14 protein-coding genes are annotated in these 15,081 nt (G+C 65.0%); 7 read left to right on the forward strand and 7 right to left on the reverse strand.

The window, feature by feature from the left end; genetic code table 11:
• Window positions 1-524 precede the first annotated feature (524 nt).
• Together A9975_RS23750 and A9975_RS23755 are read right to left on the reverse strand one after the other, a co-directional pair.
• The gene (locus tag A9975_RS23750) at window positions 525-965 is read right to left on the reverse strand and encodes a DUF4399 domain-containing protein (RefSeq protein ID WP_183034961.1); all 441 of its coding nucleotides are present in this window, start codon (window positions 963-965) and stop codon (window positions 525-527) included.
• Between the two features lie 54 nt (window positions 966-1,019).
• Window positions 1,020-1,445: a DUF4399 domain-containing protein gene (locus A9975_RS23755; RefSeq protein WP_150993583.1), complete on the reverse strand. Its 426-nt coding sequence runs from the start codon at window positions 1,443-1,445 to the stop codon at window positions 1,020-1,022.
• 422 nt (window positions 1,446-1,867) lie between these two features.
• Between A9975_RS23755 and A9975_RS23760 the strand changes: the two genes are divergently transcribed.
• Window positions 1,868-3,877: an SUMF1/EgtB/PvdO family nonheme iron enzyme gene (locus A9975_RS23760; protein WP_183034962.1), complete on the forward strand. Its 2,010-nt coding sequence runs from the start codon at window positions 1,868-1,870 to the stop codon at window positions 3,875-3,877.
• Between the two features lie 25 nt (window positions 3,878-3,902).
• On the opposite strand, the gene A9975_RS23765 is transcribed toward A9975_RS23760, so the two are convergent.
• Window positions 3,903-5,984 carry a serine/threonine-protein kinase gene (locus tag A9975_RS23765; protein ID WP_183034963.1) on the reverse strand — a complete coding sequence of 694 codons (2,082 nt, stop codon included), beginning with the start codon at window positions 5,982-5,984 and terminating at the stop codon, window positions 3,903-3,905.
• A 433-nt stretch (window positions 5,985-6,417) separates the two neighbouring features.
• Between A9975_RS23765 and A9975_RS23770 the strand changes: the two genes are divergently transcribed.
• The 4 genes from A9975_RS23770 (at window position 6,418) to A9975_RS23785 (ending at window position 7,754) form a co-directional block, all read left to right on the forward strand.
• Complete coding sequence (locus A9975_RS23770) at window positions 6,418-6,675, forward strand: hypothetical protein (RefSeq protein WP_183034964.1); 258 nt, start codon at window positions 6,418-6,420, stop codon at window positions 6,673-6,675.
• Between the two features lie 58 nt (window positions 6,676-6,733).
• Entirely contained in the window at window positions 6,734-6,991 is a 258-nt protein-coding gene (locus A9975_RS23775) for a hypothetical protein (RefSeq protein ID WP_183034965.1), read from the forward strand.
• 100 nt (window positions 6,992-7,091) lie between these two features.
• Entirely contained in the window at window positions 7,092-7,355 is a 264-nt protein-coding gene (locus A9975_RS23780; protein ID WP_183034966.1) for a hypothetical protein, read from the forward strand.
• 180 nt (window positions 7,356-7,535) lie between these two features.
• Entirely contained in the window at window positions 7,536-7,754 is a 219-nt protein-coding gene (locus A9975_RS23785) for a hypothetical protein (RefSeq protein WP_174428212.1), read from the forward strand.
• Between the two features lie 130 nt (window positions 7,755-7,884).
• On the opposite strand, the gene A9975_RS23790 is transcribed toward A9975_RS23785, so the two are convergent.
• From A9975_RS23790 to A9975_RS23800, 3 genes are all read right to left on the reverse strand, one after another.
• Complete coding sequence (locus tag A9975_RS23790; RefSeq protein ID WP_183034967.1) at window positions 7,885-8,445, reverse strand: NADPH-dependent FMN reductase; 561 nt, start codon at window positions 8,443-8,445, stop codon at window positions 7,885-7,887.
• 132 nt (window positions 8,446-8,577) lie between these two features.
• Window positions 8,578-9,654 (reverse strand): enoyl-CoA hydratase/isomerase family protein, encoded by a 1,077-nt coding sequence (locus tag A9975_RS23795; protein ID WP_183034968.1) that lies wholly within the window; start codon window positions 9,652-9,654, stop codon window positions 8,578-8,580.
• An 87-nt stretch (window positions 9,655-9,741) separates the two neighbouring features.
• On the reverse strand, window positions 9,742-11,304 hold the full coding sequence (locus tag A9975_RS23800; protein WP_183034969.1) for a methyl-accepting chemotaxis protein: 1,563 nt from the start codon (window positions 11,302-11,304) through the stop codon (window positions 9,742-9,744).
• A gap of 242 nt (window positions 11,305-11,546) precedes the next feature.
• On the opposite strand from A9975_RS23800, the gene A9975_RS23805 reads away from it, so the two are divergent.
• On the forward strand, window positions 11,547-12,443 hold the full coding sequence (locus tag A9975_RS23805; RefSeq protein WP_183034970.1) for a sterol desaturase family protein: 897 nt from the start codon (window positions 11,547-11,549) through the stop codon (window positions 12,441-12,443).
• Between the two features lie 105 nt (window positions 12,444-12,548).
• Here the strand turns inward: A9975_RS23805 and typA are convergent, their stop codons facing one another.
• The gene (typA, locus tag A9975_RS23810; protein ID WP_183034971.1) at window positions 12,549-14,369 is read right to left on the reverse strand and encodes a translational GTPase TypA; all 1,821 of its coding nucleotides are present in this window, start codon (window positions 14,367-14,369) and stop codon (window positions 12,549-12,551) included.
• Between the two features lie 223 nt (window positions 14,370-14,592).
• Here typA and A9975_RS23815 point away from each other — a divergent pair, with 223 nt between their 5' ends.
• Window positions 14,593-15,072: a MarR family winged helix-turn-helix transcriptional regulator gene (locus A9975_RS23815; RefSeq protein WP_183034972.1), complete on the forward strand. Its 480-nt coding sequence runs from the start codon at window positions 14,593-14,595 to the stop codon at window positions 15,070-15,072.
• Window positions 15,073-15,081: the final 9 nt, after the last annotated feature.

The raw sequence follows: 15,081 nt of genomic DNA on the forward strand, positions 1-15,081 counted from the left end.
GCTGAAGACAGGCATGAAGGGCACGAAGCCGCCGCGCACGGCGCGCATGGCGCGGGTGTCGAGTTCTTCGGTGACCGACAGGTCCTTGATGGCGAGGGTGGTAGTCATGGCAGTTCTCCTTGGGAGCGATTGGGACTTTGGTTCATTTGGGTTGAGCATCTGTGCTGCGCTCGGGAGGTACAAACGCATGGAGTGTGCCAAGGCGGGCCATGCCATCGCAGATCGCCCGCAAACGCAGGCGGGGCTTGGGAAAAAGATTTATCGAGCCGGAAAAGACATGCCAGCAAGCGGTTCGGGGCGGCCTGGATCTGATGGGTGGCGGCCAACACAACAGACACCATGTGTTTGCTCGCTGGCGACAAACGCTCGCACCGTGCGACGCGCGCGGCCGTGGCAACGAGTTTGCAGGGGAATTGTGCAGCGAGCGCGGCCTGGCAAGCGCGCGATGAGATCAGCAGCGAAGCACGCGCGGCACGCGTCATGCGGCGCCGCGAAAAAACCCGAACCCGAATGAACGTTCGGCGTTACTTCACGTAGATCGTGATCTTCTTGGAGTAGATCGGCGGGTTGTGCGGAATGTGCTTGTCGTCGGCCATCAGCAGTTGCAAGGTATGTTTGCCCGGCGGCAGCTCGATTGTGGTCTCCGTCTCGCCGGCGCCGAAATGCAGATGGTTGCGGTCGTTCGGGATCTCCTTGTCCATGGGCGGCAGGTCGGTATCGATCAGCAGATGATGATGGCCGCTGTTTGGAAACTTCACGCCGCGCGGCGCCACGCCCATGCCGCGCAGCCCGAACCACACCTTGATCGGCTTGCCCGCCGGCAGCACCTGGTTGTTGTTGGGAAAGCCGATGTACAGGTAGGCATTGGCGGGTGCGGGCGTGGCGTCCGCGCTTGCACCGCTCGGCATGCCACCGATCAGAAACAGGCTGGCGGCGAGCGCAGCAGCCGGAATGAGCTTACGCATGGACTGTCTCCCGTATCGTGCCGCCGGCCCGGCGGCCCGGGGCCTTATCGAAACTTATCGAACGGTGATCGTGATCTTCTTGGAGTAGATCGGCGGGTCGTGGGGCTTGTGATCCTTGTCGCCGAGCAGCAACTGCAAGGTGTGCTTGCCCGGCGGCAGCTCGATCCGCGCCTCGGTCTCGCCGGCGCCGAAGTGCAGGTGGTTCCGGTCATTCGGAATCTCCTTGTCCATCGGCGGCAGGTCCGTGTCGATCAACAGGTGATGGTGGCCGACGTTGGCCATGTCGACGCCCTTGGGGGCGATCCCCATATTGCGCAGGCCCATGCGCACCCAGAATTTGCCGCCATCGATCACGGCGCCGTCGGGCGGCCAGATGATGTAGACCTCGGCATTGGGCGGGGATGTCGTGGACAACGAGATCGAAGGCAACGGGGCCAGCAGCGACGCTGCCAATGTGCCGAGCACGGTTCGCCTGTGCATACGTTAGCCCTCCCGAACAGCTTGTCTCGAAATGCGGTGAATTCTTGCTATTGGTGCTTGGCTTCTGGCTGATTCGTTGATTGGCTTCAGGCCGGCGCGCTGCATTTCACCATCCAATTTCGTCATTCAGCTTAGAACGGAAAACAGCAAAAAGATACTTGGCGATACCCTGCGCCGCGTAGGCGCCGCGTGGCTGTGCGCTTGCTGCGCCACCCGGTGTTGCGAAGCACCTCCGGATTCACAATCGCTGTGCTATGGTTGATTGAGCCAGCCCAGTGCCGCTAGCGCTGCATCACGTCGGCGCAAAGGACGAGGCGGTCCGGCCAGGTGATGGCCGGGCATCATCGCTTTCGCGTGCCGCGCCACGCCGTTGGCACGTGGACCGCCGATGCACTTCGGCGCCGTACGAACAAGGCCTGCATATGTGGCGAAAATTCCTTGTCGTGTGCCTGCTCGGGTTGGCTTCGGCCGTGCGCGCCGAAGCCGGTATCGACACGCCAACCCTCCCCCCCCAAGCAACAAGGCAACCGGCCGCCGCCCCCACAGGCGGTCCGGGCAGGCGCCTCGCCCTGGTCATCGGCAACGGCGCCTATGTGGACGAGCCGCTGCCCAACGCCGCCAATGACGCAAGCGCAATGCGCCGCACCTTGGCCGCGCTCGGCTTCGACGTCATGTTCCGCGAGAACCTGGACCGGGAAGGCATGGCGCGCGCGCTTGCCGAATTCCAGCAACGCCTGCAGACCGGTGGCATGGGGTTGTTCTATTTCGCGGGGCACGGCATCGAGGTCGCGGACAGCCCGGTGATGATTCCCATCGATGCCGGCAGCCGTGCACCTGGCCGCTTGCTCACCGCGGGCACCGCGCTTGACGCCGTACTGGCCAGCATGTCGGCGCCAAGGCCGGACATGCTTAACGTGGTGATCCTCGATAGCTGCCTGGACAACCCCTATCGCGGCAGTGCCGTCAAGCCGCCCGCCGCCCCCGCCAACACGCTGATCGCCTATGCCACGGCCCCGGGTGCCGTGGCAGCCGAGGGCGCGCGGCACGGCGCGTTCACCGGCGCCCTGCTGCGCACGATGCGCATGCCCGGCCTTGATGCCGAGGCCGCCCTGCGCCGGGCTGGTGAAATCGTGAGCCAGCAAACCGGGCGGCGGCAACAACCGTGGATATCATCGTCGTTATCCGCCCCGCTTCGATTCGCGGCAAACACCGGAGCCACTACCGGAAGCGACAACATCAAACACGACGACGCAGCCTTCACGCACGCGCACAGGCAAGCCGATCCGCCGATCCTTGCGCAGTACCGCGGCATCCTTCCCAAGGACAGCGACGAGCAGTACGAGCTCAGCTTCTGGGACTCCATCAAGAACAGCAACTTCGCAAGCGACTACGAGGCCTACCTCAAGGCCTATCCAAACGGCCGCTTCGCGCCGCTGGCGCGTGCCAGGATTGAGCGGCTGCGCGCGGCGGGGCCGCAGGCCGGCGCGCCTGCCGAGCGTGCTCGCACGCCAGGCGCCTCATCCGGGCAAGCCACCGCGCAAGGCACCGTCACGCCACCGCCAGTGCGCGCGCAGTCGGGCAAGGTGCAGGTGCCGCCTGCTGCGCCCTCGGCAACCGCACCTGCCGCATCCACTCCACCCGCTCCGGCCGCAAGCGCGCCTTCATCCGCCACGCAGCGAGCTGCCGCGGCCGGCGCCGTGACGGTCGAAATCAAGCCGGGCGAGATCAAGGACTGCCCGGCCTGTCCCGTGTTGCACAGCCTGCCGGCGGGCAGCTTCACCATGGGCAGCAACGGCGGTGACCCGACCGAGAAGCCGCCGCATCACGTCGCCATCGGCCAGCCCTTTGCCATCGGCAAGTACGAAGTCACGGTGGAACAATGGGGCGCCTGCGCCGATGCGGGGGCATGCCAGCGCATCGCCACTGTCGCCAACGCCCCCAGGAACGCCCCCGTGCGCGATGTGAGCTGGGACGATGCCCAGCAGTACGTCGCCTGGCTGAGCAAGGTCAGCGGCAAGCACTACCGCCTGCCGACCGAAGCCGAGTGGGAGTATGCCGCCCGGGGCGGCACCGCGACGCTTTACTGGTGGGGCGACCAGATGCGCAAAGGCACGGCCAACTGCAAGGACTGCGGCGAACCGTGGAATGCCGACGCGCCCGCCAACGTCGGCTCCTTTGCCGCCAATGGCTACGGCCTCCACGACATGAACGGCAGCGTGTGGGAATGGGTCGCCGACTGCTGGCACATCTCCTACAAGAACGCGCCTGCCGACGCACGCGCCTGGGACGAGCCCGGCTGCGGCGTACGCGTGATCCGCGGCGGCTCATGGCATGAAGGCGCGAGCTACATGCTCTCCTCCACTCGCTTCAAGTACAGCGCGAGCGTACGCCAGTCGCAAAACGGATTTCGCGTCGTACGGGACCTGAAGTAGCCGCTGCCAATGGTGCCTTGCCTGGCTAGCGCGGGTTGGTGGATATCTGCACCATGTCGGCACCGATGTGGCTTTCTCCGTGCTTCGCCGCCATCGGACCCAGTTGCCTGTCGAGCGCGCGCAGGTAGTCCTGCCTGGGCTCTGACTCGGGGCGCAGCGCGTCGAACAGCGGCGCAGGCGTGGTGAGCAGCACGATCAGCTCCGTGCCGAACGGCTTCGAGATCACCCAGTCCCCGAGGCTGCCCACGGCAGCGGTGTAGCTGGCGGGTGCCTGGTTGGCCTTGGCACGCTGGCTTGGCACCATATGCACGACTTTGCCATCGGCCATGTAGTAGTCGACGTAGACGTAAGTGTCGTAAGGCGGCGTGGTGATATCCACGATCAGTGGCGTTCCCTCCGTGAGTTGCGCGCCGGGCGCCCGGGTGCGGATCGTGGTCAGCGCGGTTGCGCTGCGGCGCCCCGACCAGTAAGGCGAGATCAGCTTGACCACGTCGCACTTGTCATCGCCCAGTGTCTGCACGTCCAGGTTCAGCGTCTGCGCGCCGGGCACCGCGCTCAGTTCGTCTTTCAGGCGCTTGACGCCAAAGCGCTCCGCCACGTAGCCACGCACCTGCAGTGTATGGTCCTGCCCCGTGGCCGACAGCAGCGAGCAAGGCGCGCGTGCCAGCACCGGCGCCACGGCCTGCATGGAGAGCGCGCGCTCGGGCCGGGCTTGCTCGCCCGGTTGCGCCAGCGGCGGCGACCCCGGCGCGGCGGATGGCGTCACTGCGGCTTGGGGCGTGGCGGGTACCACCGCGCTTGCCGCGGATTGCGCCGCAGGCTGCTGGCCCTCCTGCGCGGTGCGCGCGCGCCACACGTAGTAACCCAGCCCGCCGGCCAGCAGCACGCCGGCCACGGACGCGGCGCCCAGCTTGGCCATTGGCATGGCACCGTGGCGCTCGGCGCCCATCTCGGCCAGGAAGCGCGCCACGGTAGGCGTGCGCGTCGCGCGATCGAAAGACAGCGCCGCGCGCAGTGCTCGCCACTGCCCGCGGCTGAGCACCTTGGGGCGCTGTGGCTTGAGGCCGGCGCCGCGCGCCTGGTTAGCCGACAGCCGCTCATAGGGGTGCCTGCCAGTCAGCAGTTCATAGGTCACGCAGGCCAGCGCGTAGATGTCGTCGCGCGGATCCGGCTCCCGATGCTCGAACATCTCGGGGCTGGCATAGGCGGGGGTCATGCCGCCGAGCGTGCCCGGGTCGAACACGGTCGGGTCCGCGTCGTCCGCCGGCTGCTGGAAGACGCGCGCGATGCCGAAATCGATCACCTTCACTTCGCCGCTATCGGTGAGGAAGACATTGGCGGGCTTGAAGTCGCAGTGGACGAAGCCGCGCTCGTGCGCATAGGACAAGGCACGGCCCATGCCGGTGATGATCGGCAGCGCCTTGGCGTAAGGCATGCCGGCAAAATCTGGCGCGCGCAAGACACGATTGAGCGACTTGCCCGACAGGTACTCCATGGTCAGGTAGACCACCGAGCCATCGCGGTCGAAATCATAGACCGTCACGATATTGCGGTGCGCCAGCGTCTGCGCCTTGCGCGCCTCGCGCTGCAGCGCGATCAGCGATTTCGGATGACCGCGGAACTGCACATTGAGGACCTTGATGGCGATGTACGGCTTGCGGTCCGAGGCCTCGAGCTTGCGCAGATCGAGCGCCTTGTAGACCGTTCCCATGCCGCCCACGCCCAGGCATTCCTCCAGCACGAAGCGGCCATTCAAGGTATCGCCCACCCCTTTGGTCTGCTCCGCCCCGGCAATCGCCTGATCGCTCGCGCTCGGCTGCGGTGGCGAGGAGGGCGCGGACGCCATGCCGGCGTGGCCAGTCTGCACGCGGGTTTCCTCGCCGCCATCCTCGAACTGGGTTGCCCCGCGGCGCTCGATACGCCGCAACACCTCTTCATAAACGCCAGGCGGCAGCGGGAAGCGGGTGTTCTCCTCGCTGAGCATGTCCGCTAGCTGCGTGGCGCTTGCCTGGTCCACGGCCAAGGTGCTGTCAATGCGGGCCAACAGTTCGTCGTGCGACAGACCACCGCTTTGGAAGGTACGTATCAGGTCTGGAATGCTAGGCATCGATGCAGCCACGACGTGATTGCGCGAAGTTGCGCATTGAGCGCCCACTCGCCCGTCTACAGCGAGTACCTGCCCACGATGGATACTAGTGCGCACTCACGCCAATCGCAAACCCCTCGTGCTCTGCATCAACGCCGGCAAGCCACGCAAGCGGCACGACGGCGCCACAAGAGCCACTGCCTGTCGCACATGCGCGAACACCCGGTGTTGTTGTGTTGGCCGCCACCCATCAGATCCAGGCCGCGCCAAACCGCTTGCTGGCATGTCTTTTCCGGCTCGATAAATCTTTTCCCCAAGCCCCGCCTGCGTTTGCGGGCGATCTGCGATGGCATGGCCCGCCTTGGCACACTCCATGCGTTTGTACCTCCCGAGCGCAGCACAGATGCTCAACCCAAATGAACCAAAGTCCCAATCGCTCCCAAGGAGAACTGCCATGACTACCACCCTCGCCATCAAGGACCTGTCGGTCACCGAAGAACTCGACACCCGCGCCATGCGCGCCGTGCGCGGCGGCTTCGTGCCCTTCATGCCTGTCTTCAGCTCGGTCAAGCTCGACTCGACCTTCAATGCCTCGCAACTGATCGGCCAGACCCAGAACGTCGTGAACATGAACGGCAACAACGCCGCCTTCGTGACCGACATCAAGTCCCATGTCGACTCGACGCAAAACGCCACCAACAACATCTACTGAGCCGCGGGCCGCGCCCCAAGCCGAATTCGCAATCCACTGAATACCCCGGAGAACTGCCATGACTACCATCCTCGCCATCAAGGACCTGTCCGTCACCGAAGAACTCGACGCCCGCGCCATGCGCGCCGTGCGCGGCGGCTTCGTGCCCTTCATGCCTGTCTTCAGCCTGACCAAGATCGACTCGAACTTCAATGCTTCGCAGCTGATCGGCCAGACGCAAAACGTTGTGAACATGAACGGCAACAACACGGCCTTTGCCGACGACATCAAGTCCCACGTGACGTCGACCCAGAACGCCAGCAACAACATTTATTGAATGGTCCCGGCACCGGCAAGCGGCGGCCCCGCCGCCTCCGCTGCCAGCCAGTGCCCACCATTTCCAGCAATCAAGTCAAGTGAAGTCTAGGAGAACCATCATGTCATCCATCATCGTGCGCGACCTCGCCCTGAACCAAGACCTCGACAGCAAGTCCCTGGCCGCGGTGCGCGGCGGCAATTCCTGGTTGCAAGGACTGGGCCCGGTGGCCAACGTCAATGTCAACGTCAACCAGAACATCGCCCAGCTGCAGAGCATCAACGTAAACACGCTCAACAACGTCGGCGTGATCGGTTCCGGCTTCGGCCCCCTGAGCGTCGACGTCAACCCGTCGCAGTGGGCCGCCACCCACGCCGCGGTCTGAGCGAGATGCGCCCCCACCCCGTGGAAACCCAAGGGTTTCCACGGCTGTTGCGCACGAGCTGGCACTGCCCCGGAGGTAAAACCCGTGGCCTATACTGATCTGGCTGGGCTTGCCGCATCGCGCGCACCCACCCGGCGAACCCCGGCCGAGCCGGCCTTCGCCACCCTGCAGGAGGAAGTCATGGCGGTCATCGTCATCAAGGATTTGCCGGACAGCGTGGATCTCGACAGAGAAGCCATGGTGGCAATCACAGGCGGCGCGAGAACGCGCGCCGGTCATGCATGGACGTCGCGCAAGCTCGGGGGAGCCTTGCGCGTCATCAGCTATCCGGAGGGCTTTCCAGGCCAACCGCTGGCAGGCACGCAGTCGCGGCCGGCCGGGGACATCAAGCGCAAGTAAGTCGAATCAGAAGCGCAAGGCAGCGATATTCTGCCCTCCGCGCCCGTTGCCCTGTCGGCAACGGGCGTCAGTGTTTCTGGGGAGTGGGTTTTGAGAACCTTGGCGGTTACTTTGCCGGTTACTTTGCCGATTAACGAGCCGCGTTGCGCTCGATCCAGGCGGCATAGGTAGCCAGGTATTTGCCCAGGAATCCACGGGTGGACTCGCTGGCGATGCCGCCCTGCTCGTCGAAGAGCTTGTCGACACCGCTGATGTAGGCTTCCGGTTGCTGGAGGACCGGGATATTGAGGAACACTAGCGACTGGCGCAGGTGGTGGTTGGCGCCAAAGCCGCCGACGGCGCCGGGCGAGGCGCTGATGACGCCGCCAGGCTTGCCGTCCCAGGCGCTCTGGCCATAGGGGCGCGAGCCGACGTCGATAGCGTTCTTGAGCGCGGCAGGCACCGAGCGGTTGTACTCGGGTGTCACGAAGAGCACGGCGTCGGCGCGCCGGATACGATCGCGAAAGGCGACCCATGGCGCGGGCGGGCTGGCGTCTTCGTCCTGGTTGTACAGAGGCAACTGGCCGATTTCGACGATTTCGAGCTTAAGCGCGGCCGGCGCCATCGCGGCGAGCGCGAGCGCCAGCTTGCGGTTGAAGGAGTCCTTGCGCAGGCTGCCTACCAATACGGCTACATCACGTGGAGTACTCATCGCGATTCCTTTCTCGTTCACGGCACTATGGGTGGGCGGAGCCGGCGCTCGCACGCCGCATTGCTGCGCCGCGCCGGCCGGTCCAAGCGTCACTCTAATCCATTTACGTGAGAGGAACCGCCAGTCGCCAGCCTACAGCGCCGCCAGCGGATGCTCACCGTGCGCCCAGGGGCTGTCGAAAAACGCGTGCACGCGCTCGCGGGTGACTTCATCGAGACGCGCAGGCTGCCACTTCGGCGCATGGTCCTTGTCGACCGCCAGCGCGCGAATGCCTTCGACGCCGTCGCCCTGGCGGAACACGTAGTACATCATGTCCAGCTCCATGCGCAGCTCGTCGTTCAGCGCCATGGTGCGAGCGCGGCGGATCTGCTCCAGCGTGACGTTGAGCATCAGCGGCGAGCGCGCGCGCAGCATGGCGGCTGTCTGCGCGGCCCAGTCGGAGCCGGCATCGCTCACCGCTGCCACGATCGCGGTCACCGAGGCGCCGGCAAACAGGCCATCGATCTCGTCCTGCAGCTTGGCCAGCTGGCTTTCGCCCGGCGGGCAGGCGGCGCGGTGCGCCGCGGTGGCCTCGTCGATGCAAGCGAGCACGGCGTCGCCATCGGCAAACTCACGCGCGCGCAGCGCCTGCACCAGTTCCGCCATGGCATTGCCCGGCAGGTAGGCATCCGCCAGGCCTGCGTACAGCGCGTCGGCAGCATGAATCATGGCGCCGGTCAGGCCCAGGTATTCACCCATGCGGCCGGGCGTGCGCGACAGGAACCAGCCGCCGCCCACGTCCGGGAACAAGCCGATATTGGTCTCCGGCATTGCCATCTTGGTCCGCTCGGTCACCAGACGGCGGCGTGCGCCTTGCGAGATGCCCATGCCGCCGCCCATCACCACGCCGTCCATCAGCGCGATGTAAGGCTTGGCGTAGGTATGGATCAAGTGATTGAGCGCGTATTCCTCGACGAAGAACTGATCGAGCGCCGGATCACCGGCGAGCGCAGCCTTGTGGAAAAAGCGGATGTCGCCTCCGGCGCAAAAGGCCTTGCTGCCCGCGCCGGCGATGACTACGGCCGCCACTTCGGGTGCCACCGCCCATGCGTTGAGCGCCTGGGTGATGGCGCGAATCATCTCGAGCGACAGTGCGTTGAGCGCCTGGGGCCGGTTCAGCGTCAGGTAGCCGATGCCACCCCGGATCTCGCTTGTGACCAAGTCAGTCATGTCTCTTTTCTCCGCGAATGCAACCCGCAACTTTACACCAGCCAAGCCGCGCGCCGCCCCCCCTGAGCGGCGTCCGAGACCCTGCGTTCAGGCCACCCGAAAAGCCGACATCAGCCCGGTGAGCCGCTGCGCCTGGTCCTCCAGCGAAGCCGCTGCCGCAGCGGCCTGCTCGACCAGCGCGGCGTTCTGCTGGGTCATGCCGTCCATCTGCGCCACCGCTTGGTTAACCTGCTCGATGCCGCGTGATTGCTCATCGGACGCCGAACTAATGCCGCCCATGATGCCGCTCACGCGGCGCACCGCACCCACCATTTCCTGCATCACCTGCCCCGCTTGCTCGACCATCTCGGCGCCGGCGCGCACGCGCGACACAGAGTCGCTGATCAGCGTGCGGATCTCCTTGGACGCGCCCGCGCAGCGCTGCGAGAGATCGCGCACATCGCCCGCGACCACCGCGAAGCCTCGTCCATGCTCGCCGGCCCGCGCAGCTTCCACCGCCGCGTTGAGGGCGAGGATATTGGTCTGGAATGCGATCTTCTCGATCACGTCGATGATGTCGACGATCTTGTTGGCGCTGGCGTCGATCGCCTGCATGGTGCTGGCTACGCGCGCCACCGCATCGCTGCCACGTTCCGCCAGGCCGGTGGCGCTGCTGGCCAGGTCATTGGCCTCACGCGCGCTATCCGCGTTCTGGCGCACCGTGCCCGTGAGCTCCTCCATGCTGGACGCCGTCTCCTCGAGCGACGCGGCCTGCTGCTCCGTGCGTTGCGACAAGTCGCTGTTGCCGCTGGCAATCTGCTTGCTGGCAGCGGCAATGGAATCGGCCCCGCCGCGCACGTCGCTCACCATCGCGGCCAGGCTCTCTTGCATGCGCCCGAGCATGGCGAGCATACGGCCGGTCTCGCTGCGCTCTGCCTCGGCGCCCGAGCCGGCGCCATCGGTCTTCGCGCCAAGATCGCCAGCGGCGATGCGTTCGAAGCGGGCGATGGCCGTATCGAGCGGCCCCACGATGGAGCGGCGCAGGCGCCAGGCCACCACCGTGCTGAAGCACAAGCCAAAGCCCAGCACGCCGATCGACAGCGAGCGCAGCGTGGTGTAGCGCTCCTGCGACCCGTGATAGACCTCCAGCGCGCCGGCGAGCTGCAGCTTGCCCAACTCGGTATTGACGGCCGTGAAAGCGATATCGAGCTTGGGAATGGTTTCCAGCACGGCGCGCATCACCGCCTCGCGGTCGCCTTGCTTGAGCGCGGCGATCATCGGCGACACACCTTGCGTGAACAACGCCTCGCGCTTGGCGGCAACGTCCTCGGCCGCGCGGGCTTCTTGCGCCGAACGCGGCAGCGCCAGATAGGCCTTCCAGGCCGCATCGGACTGACGCGCAAACCCCTCGGCCGTATCGGCGCGCGCACGGGCGTCGGCGGGATCGGCGGCGAAGGTGGCCTGGTCGAGCAAGACCCGCACGAGCAACTGGTTGGAACGCGCCTCGGCCAGGTTGACCGCGGCGGAGAGCTGATGCTGATAGATCTGCCGCGTGGCGTCATTGCTGCGCGACATGCCAAGCCAGCCTACAGCACCGACAATCAGCAACAATGCATTAGTGACGATAGTCAGAATCCACAATCTTGTACCGATAGTCGTGTTGCGAAACATGAGGGCTCCCCGTTGGTTTTAGCACTGATGCGGCTCCGTTTTTGGCCGCCCCGCTATAACGGCGCCCCTCACCGCTCCTTGACCCCGCGCATGTGGATATTCAGTCGTGCAAAATGGTCAGGAATGCGAATGTGCGCAATCAACGTATCTGGGTGCCTCAGCGTGCGCATTTGGCAACACCGCACGACCGTATAGAGGATCGCCTCCAGGCAAAACCGACAAAATCGGGCAACACTTTGCGCATGACACCGTCAACAATCGATCCCGGCCTGATCCTGCTGGCCTTCGCGCCGATTTTCCTGCTGACCATCGGCGCGGAGGCCTGGTACTGGGCACGCCGCGACCCCGCCATCTACAGCCTGCGCGATACCGCGTCCAACGCCGCGCTGGCGTTGATGCACCAGGCGTCGGACGCGTTCTTCCTGTGGCTGATGGTGCGCACGGTCTACACGTGGAGCTACCAGCATGGCCTGAAGGCGATGCCGCAGACGGTCTGGTCGTTCCTGCTCTTGCTGCTGCTGCAGGATTTCCTTTACTACTGGTTTCATCGCGCCAGCCATCGGGTGCGCTGGATGTGGGCTTCGCACGTCACCCATCATTCGTCAGAGGGCATGAATTTCTCGACGGCGTTCCGCCAGAGCCTGACGTACCCGCTCTCGGGCATGTGGTTGTTCTGGATTCCGCTGGCGCTGATCGGCTTCACGCCCGACTGGGTGATTCTGGCGGTGGGGTTGAACCTGGCCTTCCAGTTTTTCGTGCACACCCGGCTGGGCGGCCGCTGGCACCGGCTTGAATGGCTGTTCAATACGCCGTCAGTACACCGGGTACACCATGCGCGCAACCCGCAGTACATTGACCGCAACTATGCGGGTGTGTTGACCGTGTGGGACCGCATGTTCGGCTCCTTCGCGCCTGAAGAGGCGCCGCCCGAATATGGCATTACGCGTCGCATCGCCAGCCATAACCCGATCACGCTCACCTTCCACGAGTGGCGCGACATGTTCGCCGACGCGTGGCGTCATCGCGACCTGCGCCATCTCTGGAAACCGCCCGAGTGGCGTCATCCGCGCGACCTTGCGGCCGGGGACACGCCGCTGACCGGCACCGCATTTGGGACCGATCGCAGCCAGGACGCATGATGGCTGGACAGGCTGGATAGCCGAAGGCGCCAAGAAAAACGGGCAACAAAAAACCGCGCACAAGGCGCGGTTTTTTGTTGGCAATGTCGCCTGGGACGAAAACGCTTACGCGGATTCGCGCGAAGCACGCTTACGCTCGTGCTCCTTCAGGTGACGCTTGCGCAGACGGATGCTCTTCGGCGTGATTTCCACCAGCTCGTCGTCGGCGATGAACTCCACGGCATATTCCAGCGACATCTGGATCGGCGTGACCAGACGCACGGCTTCGTCGGTACCCGAGGCGCGCACGTTGGTCAGCTGCTTGCCCTTGATCGGGTTCACAACCAGGTCGTTGTCGCGGCTGTGGATGCCGATGATCATGCCTTCGTACAGCGCATCGCCCGGCTTGACGAACATGCGGCCGCGATCCTGCAGCTTCCACAGCGCGTAGGCCACGGCATCGCCGTCGTCCTGCGAGATCAGCACGCCGTTGTGGCGCTCACCCAGGCCGCCTTCGCGCAGGGGCGCGTAGTCGTCGAAGATGTGGCTGATCAGGCCGGTGCCGCGGGTCAGCGTCAGGAACTCGCCCTGGAAGCCGATCAGGCCACGGGCCGGAACGCGGTACTCGAGGCGGGTGCGGCCCTTGCCGTCGGACGCCATGTCGAGCAGTTCGCCCTTGCGGCGGCCCAGCTCTTCCATCACGCTGCCCTGGTGGCCGTCTTCGACGTCCACGGTCAGCAGTTCGTACGGCTCGTGCTTGACGCCGTCGATTTCCTTGAACACCACGCGCGGGCGCGACACGGCCAGCTCGTAGCCTTCGCGGCGCATGTTTTCCAGCAGGATGGTCAGGTGCAGCTCGCCGCGGCCCGACACTTCGAAGATGGTGTCGTCGCCGGTCTCGGCCACGCGCAGCGCCACGTTCGACTTCAGTTCGCGGTCCAGGCGTTCGCGCAGCTGGCGGCTGGTCACGAACTTGCCTTCACGGCCGGCCAGCGGCGACGTGTTGACGCAGAAGTTCATGGTCAGCGTGGGCTCGTCCACCTTCAGCATCGGCAGCGCGTCTTGCGCGTCCGGTGCGCACACGGTGCAACCAATGCCCAGTTCTTCGATGCCGTTGATCAGCACGATGTCGCCGGCTTCGGCTTCCGCCACGATTTCGCGCTCCAGGCCCTGGAACTTCAGCACCTGGTTGATACGACCCTTGATGGGGTTGCCTTCCGGGCCGAACTTGACCACCACGTCTTGCAGCGAACGGGCGCGGCCACGCGAAATGCGGCCTACGCCGATCTTGCCGACATAGCTGTTGTAATCGAGCGAGATGATCTGCAGCTGCAGCGGACCGTCCGGGTTGTCGTCACGGACCGGCACCTTGGCCAGCACGGTCTCGAACAGCGGCTTCATGTCGCCTTCGCGCACGTCGTCGGTCAGGCCGGCATAGCCGTTCAGGCCGGATGCGTAGATCACCGGGAAATCGAGCTGCTCATCGGTGGCGCCCAGCTTGTCGAACAGGTCGAACGTCTGGTTGATCACCCATTCCGGACGCGCGCCCGGACGGTCGACCTTGTTGATCACCACGATCGGCTTCAAGCCCAGCGCCAGCGCCTTGCGCGTGACGAAACGGGTCTGCGGCATCGGGCCTTCGACAGCGTCAACCAGCAGCAGCACGCCGTCAACCATCGACAGCACGCGCTCCACTTCACCGCCGAAGTCGGCGTGGCCAGGGGTATCGACGATATTGATGTGCGTGCCGTCGTATTCGACAGCACAGTTCTTCGCGAGGATGGTGATCCCGCGTTCCTTTTCAATGTCGTTCGAGTCCATCACGCGCTCGACCATTTGCTGGTTGTCGCGGAAGGTGCCTGCCTGGCGCAGGAGTTGGTCGACCAGAGTGGTCTTGCCATGATCGACGTGAGCGATGATGGCGATATTGCGGATGGCGCGGGTCATTGCAGCGTCTCGCTTTGGGGCTGAGCATCAAAAGATAACCCGAAATTATAGCATGCTGCGGCGCAAAACCCGAGGACGACGTTGGGAAGCTTCCCAAGCCGCCACCCCGCCACAAACCCAATTATTGCGATATCCGCAATAGCAAATTGACGTCCTTGCGAATCGGCGAACGTGAACATATAGTTGCCACGGCAAACATTGCACCGACAAGCACCGAGCCGAGATGTCCGAGCAGAGCCAGCCCATTTCCGACGAAGCCTACCCGTTCGACCCGGCCGATTACCGCATGGGCGAGAGCATCGGCTATCTGATGGCACGCGCCAAGAACGTGCTGTCGCACGGCGTGGAGCAGGAGGTCGATGGCCTGGACATCACACATGCCCAGGCCACCTGCCTGATGATGCTGGCCGCCGGCCGAGGCAGCACGGTGACTGACCTTGGCCGCGAGCTCAATTGCGATATGGGCTCGGTCACACGCCTGCTCAGCCGCCTGGAAAAGCGCGGCCTGATCGAGCGCCAGCGCAGCGATGCCGACCGGCGCGTGGTCGACCTGTCGATCACGCCCGCCGGCCAGATCCTCGTGAACCAGTTGCCCCAGATCTATTGCCGCGTGCTGAACCGGCATTTCCGCGGCTTCTCCGAAGCCGAACTACAGACCTTCCGCTCGATGCTGCACCGGATCATCGGCAACAACAGCGGGTAGCGGCCAGGC

The organism is Cupriavidus sp. UME77 (assembly GCF_014170355.1).
Lineage (GTDB): Bacteria > Pseudomonadota > Gammaproteobacteria > Burkholderiales > Burkholderiaceae > Cupriavidus > Cupriavidus basilensis.

Bases quoted from the DNA above. Each gene is read 5' to 3' on its own strand.
- A9975_RS23750 (WP_183034961.1), bottom strand. From the start codon at position 965: ATGCGTAAGCTCATTCCGGCTGCTGCGCTCGCCGCCAGCCTGTTTCTG.
- A9975_RS23755 (WP_150993583.1), bottom strand. From the start codon at position 1,445: ATGCACAGGCGAACCGTGCTCGGCACATTGGCAGCGTCGCTGCTGGCC.
- A9975_RS23760 (WP_183034962.1), top strand. From the start codon at position 1,868: ATGTGGCGAAAATTCCTTGTCGTGTGCCTGCTCGGGTTGGCTTCGGCC.
- A9975_RS23765 (WP_183034963.1), bottom strand. From the start codon at position 5,984: ATGCCTAGCATTCCAGACCTGATACGTACCTTCCAAAGCGGTGGTCTG.
- A9975_RS23770 (WP_183034964.1), top strand. From the start codon at position 6,418: ATGACTACCACCCTCGCCATCAAGGACCTGTCGGTCACCGAAGAACTC.
- A9975_RS23775 (WP_183034965.1), top strand. From the start codon at position 6,734: ATGACTACCATCCTCGCCATCAAGGACCTGTCCGTCACCGAAGAACTC.
- A9975_RS23780 (WP_183034966.1), top strand. From the start codon at position 7,092: ATGTCATCCATCATCGTGCGCGACCTCGCCCTGAACCAAGACCTCGAC.
- A9975_RS23785 (WP_174428212.1), top strand. From the start codon at position 7,536: ATGGCGGTCATCGTCATCAAGGATTTGCCGGACAGCGTGGATCTCGAC.
- A9975_RS23790 (WP_183034967.1), bottom strand. From the start codon at position 8,445: ATGAGTACTCCACGTGATGTAGCCGTATTGGTAGGCAGCCTGCGCAAG.
- A9975_RS23795 (WP_183034968.1), bottom strand. From the start codon at position 9,654: ATGACTGACTTGGTCACAAGCGAGATCCGGGGTGGCATCGGCTACCTG.
- A9975_RS23800 (WP_183034969.1), bottom strand. From the start codon at position 11,304: ATGTTTCGCAACACGACTATCGGTACAAGATTGTGGATTCTGACTATC.
- A9975_RS23805 (WP_183034970.1), top strand. From the start codon at position 11,547: ATGACACCGTCAACAATCGATCCCGGCCTGATCCTGCTGGCCTTCGCG.
- typA (WP_183034971.1), bottom strand. From the start codon at position 14,369: ATGACCCGCGCCATCCGCAATATCGCCATCATCGCTCACGTCGATCAT.
- A9975_RS23815 (WP_183034972.1), top strand. From the start codon at position 14,593: ATGTCCGAGCAGAGCCAGCCCATTTCCGACGAAGCCTACCCGTTCGAC.